The sequence below is a fragment of the Vibrio sp. J2-3(2022) genome, assembly GCF_021725735.1.
In the GTDB taxonomy this organism is placed as follows: Bacteria; Pseudomonadota; Gammaproteobacteria; order Enterobacterales; family Vibrionaceae; genus Vibrio; species Vibrio diabolicus.
Map to the genome: position 1 here is coordinate 45,710 of NZ_JAKKCK010000010.1, position 9,082 is coordinate 54,791.

8 protein-coding genes, 1 rRNA gene and 1 riboswitch are annotated in these 9,082 nt (G+C 45.2%); of the genes, 6 read left to right on the plus strand and 3 right to left on the minus strand.

From position 1 onward, the window contains the following. Positions 1-53: 53 nt before the first annotated feature. A complete protein-coding gene (gene sthA, locus L3V27_RS21920; RefSeq protein WP_005389689.1) occupies positions 54-1,484 on the minus strand; it encodes a Si-specific NAD(P)(+) transhydrogenase in 1,431 nt (476 codons plus the stop codon). Positions 1,485-1,747: 263 nt separating this feature from the next. Here sthA and fabR point away from each other — a divergent pair, with 263 nt between their 5' ends. Together fabR and L3V27_RS21930 are read left to right on the plus strand one after the other, a co-directional pair. Next, positions 1,748-2,389 (plus strand): HTH-type transcriptional repressor FabR, encoded by a 642-nt coding sequence (gene fabR, locus L3V27_RS21925; RefSeq protein ID WP_005378632.1) that lies wholly within the window; start codon positions 1,748-1,750, stop codon positions 2,387-2,389. Further along, a complete protein-coding gene (locus L3V27_RS21930; RefSeq protein WP_005378634.1) occupies positions 2,389-2,754 on the plus strand; it encodes a YijD family membrane protein in 366 nt (121 codons plus the stop codon). Before fabR ends, L3V27_RS21930 begins: the two co-directional genes overlap by 1 nt. Before the next feature lie 65 nt (positions 2,755-2,819). On the opposite strand, the gene trmA is transcribed toward L3V27_RS21930, so the two are convergent. Next, on the minus strand, positions 2,820-3,929 hold the full coding sequence (gene trmA, locus L3V27_RS21935) for a tRNA (uridine(54)-C5)-methyltransferase TrmA (protein WP_033907263.1): 1,110 nt from the start codon (positions 3,927-3,929) through the stop codon (positions 2,820-2,822). A gap of 184 nt (positions 3,930-4,113) precedes the next feature. Beyond that, positions 4,114-4,314: riboswitch (cobalamin riboswitch) on the plus strand. Between the two features lie 55 nt (positions 4,315-4,369). On the opposite strand from trmA, the gene btuB reads away from it, so the two are divergent. The 3 genes from btuB to murI are packed head-to-tail and all read left to right on the plus strand — an operon-like array spanning position 4,370 to position 7,792. After that, entirely contained in the window at positions 4,370-6,205 is a 1,836-nt protein-coding gene (gene btuB / locus L3V27_RS21940; protein WP_005393711.1) for a TonB-dependent vitamin B12 receptor, read from the plus strand. Positions 6,206-6,264: 59 nt separating this feature from the next. Next, positions 6,265-6,948, plus strand: coding sequence for an adenine nucleotide alpha hydrolase (locus tag L3V27_RS21945; RefSeq protein ID WP_237312719.1), 684 nt, complete (start codon positions 6,265-6,267; stop codon positions 6,946-6,948). A 40-nt stretch (positions 6,949-6,988) separates the two neighbouring features. Further along, entirely contained in the window at positions 6,989-7,792 is an 804-nt protein-coding gene (murI, locus tag L3V27_RS21950; RefSeq protein WP_012841305.1) for a glutamate racemase, read from the plus strand. On the opposite strand, the gene L3V27_RS21955 is transcribed toward murI, so the two are convergent. Beyond that, positions 7,755-8,210, minus strand: a complete 456-nt coding sequence (locus L3V27_RS21955) for an RNA-binding protein (protein WP_031780357.1) — start codon at positions 8,208-8,210, stop codon at positions 7,755-7,757. The genes murI and L3V27_RS21955 overlap by 38 nt on opposite strands. Positions 8,211-8,764: 554 nt before the next feature. On the opposite strand from L3V27_RS21955, the gene L3V27_RS21960 reads away from it, so the two are divergent. Beyond that, a 16S ribosomal RNA gene (locus tag L3V27_RS21960) occupies positions 8,765-9,082 on the plus strand; the annotation flags it as partial.

The window sequence follows — 9,082 nt, forward strand, 5'->3', positions numbered from 1 at the left end:
AAAACAGCAGGTCCAAGCCTGCTGTTTTTCTGTTTGCTATCAAGAAGCATAGATTAGAACAAGCGGTTCAAACCATTCAATGCAGCGACACGATACGCTTCGGCCATCGTCGGATAGTTGAAGGTTGTATTGACGAAATACTCGATGGTATTCGCTGAGCCTTTTTGCTCCATAATAGCTTGACCGATGTGGATAATTTCCGCGGCACGTTCGCCAAAGCAGTGAATCCCTAAAATTTCTTTGGTTTCACGATGGAACAATATCTTCAAGCTGCCGATGTCTTTCCCTGCGATCTGTGCACGAGCTAGATGCTTGAACGAAGAGCGTCCTACTTCATACGGTACTTTAGCAGCTGTTAGCTCTTGCTCGGTTTTACCCACAGAGCTAATCTCAGGGATGGTGTAGATACCCGTTGGAATATCATCAATCAGATAGTTTTCTGCCTGACCTTTCGTAATGGCTTGTGCGACAAATCGCCCTTGGTCATAAGCGGCGCTTGCAAGGCTAGGGTAACCGATGACATCGCCTACAGCATAAATGTGTTCAATATCGGTTTGGTAGTTACGGTTTACTTTTAGTTGTCCGCGAGAGTCCGCTTCCAGACCAACTGCGCCCAAATTCAACTTATCGGTGTTACCTGTTCGACCATTCGCATACAACAAGCAGTCCGCCTTCATCTTCTTGCCAGATTGTAGGTGAATAATCACGCCATCTTCTGTGCCTTCGATTTTTTCATAGGTCTCATCATTACGAATTACCACACCGCTGTTCCAGAAGTGGTAAGACAGCGCATCTGACACTTCGTTATCCAAAAACTCCAACAAGCGGTCGCGGGTATTGATAAGGTCGGTTTTCACTCCAAGTCCGCGGAAGATAGAAGCGTATTCACAACCGATAACGCCCGCACCGTAAATGATGATATGGCGAGGGTCGTGTTTCAGACTCAAAATGGAATCACTGTCGTAGATGCGCTCATGCAAGAAATCAACGTCGTTAGGCTGATACGGACGAGAACCCGTCGCAATGACAAACTTATCCGCTGAATAGATTTCTTCTGTGCCGTCGCTTTGCATCACTGCAATAGAGTAGTTATCGATAAATCGCGCGGTTCCGAACAAAAGTGTGCATGAGTTACGGTCATAAAAGCCCTGACGAAGTCGAGTTTGCTTATCAATGACCGATTTAGCATGACCTAAAATGTCAGAAAATGTTGCATGAACGCTGGTGTTGTTTCGACAAAATAGCGGATTGCTATTAAATTCGATGATGCGGCTAACGGCATGACGCAGTGCTTTTGATGGAATGGTACCCCAGTGAGTACAACCGCCGCCGACACTGCTTTCTTTCTCGACAATGGCAACATTCAGTCCCGCTTTGGTTAATCCCATTGCAGCCCCTTCTCCGCCAGGGCCACTACCGATTACGATCACGTCATAGTGATTAACATGCGCCATGATGCCTTCCTTGTTATATTTGCTTAACATTGCTTTAGCGCGATTTTAACTCATTTACTCTATTGGTACACGTCATGCCTGTTAGAGAGTGGAAGTGATCACGCAGAATCGACCAAAAGGATGATTTGGTATGTTGTATGTCTATAAATTGCATCGAGAACATTGCAATTAGATGCATGCCAATAGTAACGTTCTCGGCGCTCAGAGCGAGCGAAGCAACATATCTTTCTCCGTAGGAGCAAATTGCGTTATATTGAGGCTCTTGTACCCTACAGAAAAAGAGCAAGTTAAGAATGAAATCGATGGGAATCCGCGCACAGCAAAAAGAGAAGACACGTCGATCATTGATCGATGCGGCATTTAGTCAATTAAGTGCGGATCGCAGCTTTTCCAGCCTTAGCTTGCGAGAAGTCGCCCGAGAGGCAGGGATTGCACCGACTTCTTTTTACCGTCACTTCAAAGATATGGATGAGCTAGGCTTAACCATGGTTGATGAAGGCGGTTTGCTACTACGTCAACTGATGCGTCAGGCGCGTCAACGTATTGTGAAAGAAGGTAGCGTAATTCGTACCTCGGTCGAAACCTTTATGGAATTCATTGAAAGTAGTCCGAACGTCTTTCGTTTGTTGTTGCGTGAGCGCTCCGGCACTTCTGCTGAATTTCGTACCGCTGTTGCTCGAGAAATCCAGCATTTTGCGGCAGAATTAACCGAGTATTTAATGAGCACCGGCGTGACCAGAGAAGAGGCGTATACTCAAGCAGAAGCGTCTGTGACTTTGGTTTTCAGTTCGGGGGCTGAAGCTTTAGATTTAGATCGACGTGAGCGCGATGAACTCGCCGAGCGATTGATCATGCAATTGCGAATGATAGCCAAAGGGGCCTATTGGTATCGCAAAGAACGTGAACGTAACCGATTAAAAGGCGGGATAGAATAATGTCGAATGGAAATAAATCTGAAAAGAAAACGCTGATTTTGGCACTGGTTGCAGGTATGTGTGGTGATGCTTTGTTGTCATGGTTGACCATGAGTGAAGTATCGTTTTCAATCTTCCCATTGATTGCACTCGTACTGGCTGTACAAGCTCTTTACCAAGAGTACCTAAATAATCCGGTATCAGAAGATATCCCATTAGTTGGCTTGGCGTGTTTCTTCGTAGGTGCGTTTGGTCACTCTGCGTTTATTAAAGCGCAATACCCAGAAGCAGGCTCAAACTTCTTCGCGATCATGGTTTCAATGATCTTACTCGCATGGATTGGTAAGAAGCTAGGTTTTGTCAGCAAGAAGACTTCTGCGGAGTAAGCAAAACGAATCAAATACAAAAAAGCGAGCCATTGAGCTCGCTTTTTTGTATTTGACGCCGTGGGTTACGCTTTGCGTTCCAATAGCACGCCCGCTTCCATATGGTGGGTATAAGGGAATTGGTCAAACAGAGCAAAACGCGTCACGTTGTGTGTTTCGCATAGAATGTCCAAGTTCTCTTTTAGAGTCTCAGGGTTACAAGAGATGTACATGATGCGCTCGTAACCTTGCACCATTTTACAAGTATCGACATCCATCCCAGCACGTGGTGGGTCGACAAAAATCGTGTTGCAGTTGTAGCTCTTCAGATCTACGCCTGCATCTTGTAGACGACGGAATTCACGTTTACCTTCGATCGCTTGAGTAAATTCCTCTGCTGATAGACGTAAGATTTGTACGTTATCAATCTTATTGGCGGCGATGTTGTACTGTGCAGATACAACCGATGGTTTGGCTAGCTCAGTTGCCAGGACGCGGTCGAAATTCTGTGCCAGCGCCAGCGAGAAGTTACCGTTACCACAGTAAAGCTCTAGTAGGTCGCCAGTGCTTTCTTGGGTACAGTCGACCGCCCATTCCAGCATCTTCTCTGCGACTTTGCCGTTCGGCTGAGTGAAGCTGTTCTCTACTTGTTGGTAGATGTAGCTTTGACCATTTACATCGAGCTTCTCGATCACGTAGTCGCGGTCTAGGACAATCTTCATCTTACGAGCACGACCAATGATGTTTAGGTTGAAGCCTTCATCATTTAAGCGCTGTTTAAGGGCTTTCGCGTTTTCAATCCACTCTTCATCAAGTTGGCGATGGTAAAGGAGTGAAACCAGAATCTCACCACTTAGCGTCGATAGGAAATCCACCTGGAACAGTTTACGACGTAGCGAGTCGTTGTCTTTCATCGCTTCAACCAATAGCGGCATCAGGTCGTTGATCAGACGGCTTGCTGCAGGAAATTGGTCAACACGGTATTTCTCACGAGTTTCTTGGTTGAACATGATGTAGTAAAGATCTTCGCCTTCATGCCAAACACGGAACTCAGCACGCATGCGGTAGTGCTGCTCTGGTGATTCAAACACTTCCAGTTCTGGCATGTTGTATGGCGCGAACATATCCGTGAGACGTTCGACTTTTTCAGCCAGTTGTTCTTGGTAGCGTTGTGGGTTTACATCAAGAGTAGCCATGATCTTACCTTTTATGGTGCATTCAATTTAAGAGCGCAGATTTTATTCAATCTCAATAGGATGTCCAGTTTTGTACTGGAATTGATTTAAAGATAGTGCGTACAGACAGAGTAGAAAGCAAAATCAATCAAAACGTTACAACTTGTAAGGGCAATATTGGCTGGACAAATAATCAATAGCTGAATAATATTTGCCTCAAGTTGGTGCTATCTAGCAATCTAGATGGCTGAAATGGGAATCTGGTGTGAATCCAGAACTGACGCGCAGCGGTAAAAGAGAACGAACGCTCATCAGACACTGCATTAGTTTATGTGGGAAGTCGAGCAAGTAGGCGGTACACCCGTGCTCTTGAGTCCGAATACCTGCCAACAACTGAGCCATAGCACTGGACTGTCATGATGACAGGGCTCGGAAGGAATTACGCGATTTAGGACAATACAATGAGAAAATCCGCACTGGCGATCACTTTGGCATCGCTGCTTTCACCTGTCTCTTATCTACAGGCCCAAGAAACCTCCACTGACGAAACCATCGTTGTTACTGCAAACCGTTTTGAGCAAGCCGAAAGCCGTACGTTGGCAGATGTCGAAGTAGTTACTCGACAAGACATCGATCGCATTCAGGCGAAAACCCTACCAGATGTATTGCGTCGTCTTACTGGGATTCAAGTTTCACAAAATGGTGGTCGTGGTCAGTTAGCGTCTTTATTTGTTCGTGGAACCAGTTCCGACCAAGTTTTAGTACTGGTTGATGGCGTACGTTTTGCACGAGCAGCGAAGGGCGCTGTGGACTTTAACCAAATCCCACTTACTTACGTTCAACGGATTGAGTACGTGCGTGGTGCGCGTGCGTCACTTTATGGCTCAGAAGCGATTGGTGGCGTGATCAATATCATCACCATTGCACGTGCTGACGAAGAAGGAACGAAGTTAAGCGCAGGTTTAGGTAGCTTAGATTACCAAGAATTGAGTGTGGCATCTGGCATTAAAGTCACAGAGAGCGGCCAGCTGAATATCGCGCTTGGTAGTGAAAGTGATGATGGTTATAACGTTCGTCCTGTACCTGGAGTTAATGACGGCGATCGCCATGGCTTTGATACAAAGAATGGTCTGCTAGGTTACGTGCATAACTTCAATGACCAGTGGTCTGTATTTGGTAACCTACGTGCTTACGAAAATGTTTATCAATATGACAGCAGCTACGGCAGTCGCGGTTATTACGAAGCAGAAAAAGACGACCTTTCTGCCACTCTGGGCGGTAAATATCAGTCTGGTAACGTGATGTCAGAACTACAAGTAACGGCACAGAAACAGAAGTCTTGGAACTATGAGCAAGCAAAAGGCAAACACTCAGGTACTGAAGATGAACTTGAGCAGCAAAATGTCCAGTGGACCAACAGTTACTTGCTAAACAATAATACGACGTTTGCTGGTGGTATTGATTGGCGCAACGAATCTTACAAAGACAAGAGTGCGAATAAAACGTTTGATCGTACCAATGGCGCTCTGTTTGGTATGGCAACCACTAGTATTGATAAAGCAATGCTTGAGGGCAGTGCTCGCTTGGATGATAACGAAGAATACGGTAGTGAGTTCACTTACAGCTTAGCGGCTGGTTACCAGTTTGTGCCAGAGTTTGGGGTTAAAGCTTCTTTTGGTACTGCGTTTAAGGCTCCAAACCTATATCAACAGTATGACCCAACATACGGTGAGAAAGATCTGAAGCCGGAAGAGTCAGATGCTTGGGAACTAGCATTTAGCGGTGATGTACAAGGCGTTTTTTGGTCCGTCACGGGTTATGACTATAAAATCACGAATCTTATCGATTACCATCCAACCACATACAAATATTTGAATGTCGATGGTGAAACACGTATCCAAGGTGTGGAGCTTGTTGCTGAGTTTGATACAGGGATTGTGCAACACCAGTTGAGTGCAGATTACAAAGATGCTGAAGACGATAAAGGGCATCAGTTGCAGCGCCGCGCTAAAGAAATGTATAAGTGGAACGCTTTAGTGAGCTTCGATAAAGTGGACTGGTCGGTTAGCTATCAGTACGTAGGTAAGCGTCCAGATGTGGATTACAGCACTTGGCCTTCACAAGATATCACGCTTTCTTCTTACTCGTTGGTTGATACGGCTGTGACTTACTATCCGAATGAGTCGACCTCTATTAGCGCTCGTATCGATAATCTATTTGATGAAGAGTATGAGATGGCAAAAGGTTACCCTGCCGCTGAGCGAGCGTACTATCTAAACGTTGGCTACGAATTCTAATCGTGAATGAACACAAACCGCCTTCGGGCGGTTTTTAATATTTTGTGGTGGAAAATCGAATGAAGAAACCCAAGCAAGTGGTGATCAGTTGGTCCAGCGGTAAAGATTCGACATTAACGCTTGAGCGCCTTAACGAGAATCCAAATTATCAAGTTGTCGGTTTGTACACGACTTACGTAGGGAAAGAAGTCCCTTTCCAAGCAACTCCGCTTGAAGTCGTACAAATGCAAGCCGACTTACTTGCGCTTCCGCTCATTACTATCGAGCTACCTGAAGTCTTTCCAAGTAACGACATTTATCAATCGACCATCGTTAATGCATTACAAAGTAGTGGTCTGAATATAGAAGCTGTCGCATTTGGCGATATGTTTTGCAATGGCATTGCCGAGTATCGACGCAGCTATATTGAACCTGCTGGTTGGGAGTGCGTCTTTCCTCTATTAGGGGAGAGCAGCGAAAAGCTAGCGATGGAAATCATAGAGCGTGGTATTCAAACTATGTTGATCACCATCGACGGAAGTGTTCTCCCTCCAGAGTGGTGTGGTCGCTGGTATGACAAAGTCCTAATAGAGTCATTACCAAGTCAAATTGATCCCTGTGGGGAAAATGGTGAATTTCACACATTGGTCACGTCTTCGCCGTCTTTTCAAGGGCATATCGAGCTGACGAAGCGAGATGTAGAATCTGGAGATAGATTCAGCCATCAAAGATACCATGCTAAAGCATTGCCAAAACAAATCTAAGCAGTATGATCGCAACGTTTCTGTTCTTTAGGTAAGGCTCGTGCGAGTAGCAAGTAAGAAAAAAGTCCTAGTTTTTGACTCCGGTGTTGGTGGTCTTTCTGTATTCCAAGAGATACATCGCCTATTGCCGCAGCTTGACTACTTATACTTATTCGATAATCAGGCTTACCCTTATGGTGAACTCGATCAGGCGGTACTCATTTCACGAGTTAACCAACTGGTCTCTTCATTAGTCGAAGAACACCAAGTCGACATTGTTGTCATTGCTTGTAATACGGCAAGCACCATAGTGCTTCCTTCCCTACGCGAAAATTTATCTATTCCCGTTGTTGGTGTTGTCCCTGCGATTAAACCCGCATCGCTTTTAGCATCAAAAGGGGTGGGGCTGATCGCCACGCCGGCGACAGTAACACGCCAATATACTCATGAGTTAATACGAGACTTTGCGCAAGGCAAACCAGTTGAGCTGTTGGGATCCACTCGCTTGGTGGATATGGCCGAAGAGAAGTTGCGAGGCAACAGCGTTTCTCTAGACGAACTGACAAAAATCCTGCTTCCGCTTCGCGATAAAGTAGACGTTGCGGTGCTCGGTTGTACTCACTTCCCTTTAATCAAAGAGGAAATTCATCAAGCTTTGGGTGAGGACGTTACTTTAATTGATTCGGGTGCAGCCATTGCACGTCGAGTAAAAGCATTACTATTAAGTGATGAAATTGAGGATACGGAAGAGGGAAGTAAGTCGATTTATGCCAGTGCAACTCCTTGGCAGGAAGATGCACTGAACATTTGTTTAAAGGAGCTAGGTTTTAATCCTGTTCTGGTTTACCACCATCCGGGTGTTTAGGATCGTTCGCAATTCTCACTTTTAGCGTTCTCTCCATATATTCCTTTTCATTAAGTTTAGCGATAGCTGGCTTGGCATCTGCCGCAGCCATCACGACAAAACCAAACCCTCTTCTTTTTCCAGTGCGCTTATCTTTCATTAAGCGTACTGCATAGACCTGTCCATATTCAGCAAACAAATCGCGAACGTGACTCTCATTGGCCTTATAAGGAAGGTTGCCGACATACAGAGTTTTAGTTGATGGATCCGAGTCTGTTGATTGAATAGAAGGTGTCTGGCTAGAAAATGAAAATAAAAAAGCAGTAGCGATAACACCAATGAGAAAACTCAAGGCTGGTGGGATGGTGACTTGAGAGAAGACGATTCCCCCAACGACGGCCAGCCCAGCACATAAAATCAGATTTTTTTTAGACGTCATTTTAATTACTACACATAGTGATAAAGAGATCGATTGTCCATTAACAGAATAGACACATGAATCTTACGTATATGGTTGGTGTTTTTCCAACCAATTGCTGTGATATGTCTCAAATGTGACGAAGAAATATGCAAATATCACGCTTTTGGCTAACTAATAACCTGTTGAAAGTTTTTTTGCAAAAAACGCTTGTACTAATTTCTCAACTCCCTATACTGCGCATCCACCGACACGGAGTGAGACGAAAGTCACACAGCGAGTCGGAAGTGAGAGAAAAAGAAATTTGAAAAAATGCTTGACTCTCTCACGGTGCGGAGTAAGATACGCACCCCTAACGACGAGCAACTAAGTTGCTGGATAAGTTAGAAAAGCTCTTTAAAAATATAAACCTATCAATCTGTGTGGGCACTCGTTGATGATAATCCAATTAGAAACTTCGGTTTCAAATTAGGTTTCAATGAAACGAAGTGACCATTGAATCTTCGGATTCAGCACAGTCAATTCAAACATTACGTTATGTAATGTTCAGTATTCATTGAGCCGAACAAAATCTTAAATTGAAGAGTTTGATCATGGCTCAGATTGAACGCTGGCGGCAGGCCTAACACATGCAAGTCGAGCGGAAACGAGTTAACTGAACCTTCGGGGAACGTTAATGGCGTCGAGCGGCGGACGGGTGAGTAATGCCTAGGAAATTGCCCTGATGTGGGGGATAACCATTGGAAACGATGGCTAATACCGCATAATGCCTACGGGCCAAAGAGGGGGACCTTCGGGCCTCTCGCGTCAGGATATGCCTAGGTGGGATTAGCTAGTTGGTGAGGTAAGGGCTCACCAAGGCAACGATCCCTAGCTGGTCTGAGAGGATGATC

Coding starts and splice junctions, on each gene's coding strand:
- trmA (WP_033907263.1), bottom strand. CDS start 3,929: ATGGCTACTCTTGATGTAAACCCACAACGCTACCAAGAACAACTGGCT.
- fabR (WP_005378632.1), top strand. CDS start 1,748: ATGAAATCGATGGGAATCCGCGCACAGCAAAAAGAGAAGACACGTCGA.
- L3V27_RS21930 (WP_005378634.1), top strand. CDS start 2,389: ATGTCGAATGGAAATAAATCTGAAAAGAAAACGCTGATTTTGGCACTG.
- btuB (WP_005393711.1), top strand. CDS start 4,370: ATGAGAAAATCCGCACTGGCGATCACTTTGGCATCGCTGCTTTCACCT.
- sthA (WP_005389689.1), bottom strand. CDS start 1,484: ATGTTAAGCAAATATAACAAGGAAGGCATCATGGCGCATGTTAATCAC.
- L3V27_RS21955 (WP_031780357.1), bottom strand. CDS start 8,210: ATGACGTCTAAAAAAAATCTGATTTTATGTGCTGGGCTGGCCGTCGTT.
- L3V27_RS21945 (WP_237312719.1), top strand. CDS start 6,265: ATGAAGAAACCCAAGCAAGTGGTGATCAGTTGGTCCAGCGGTAAAGAT.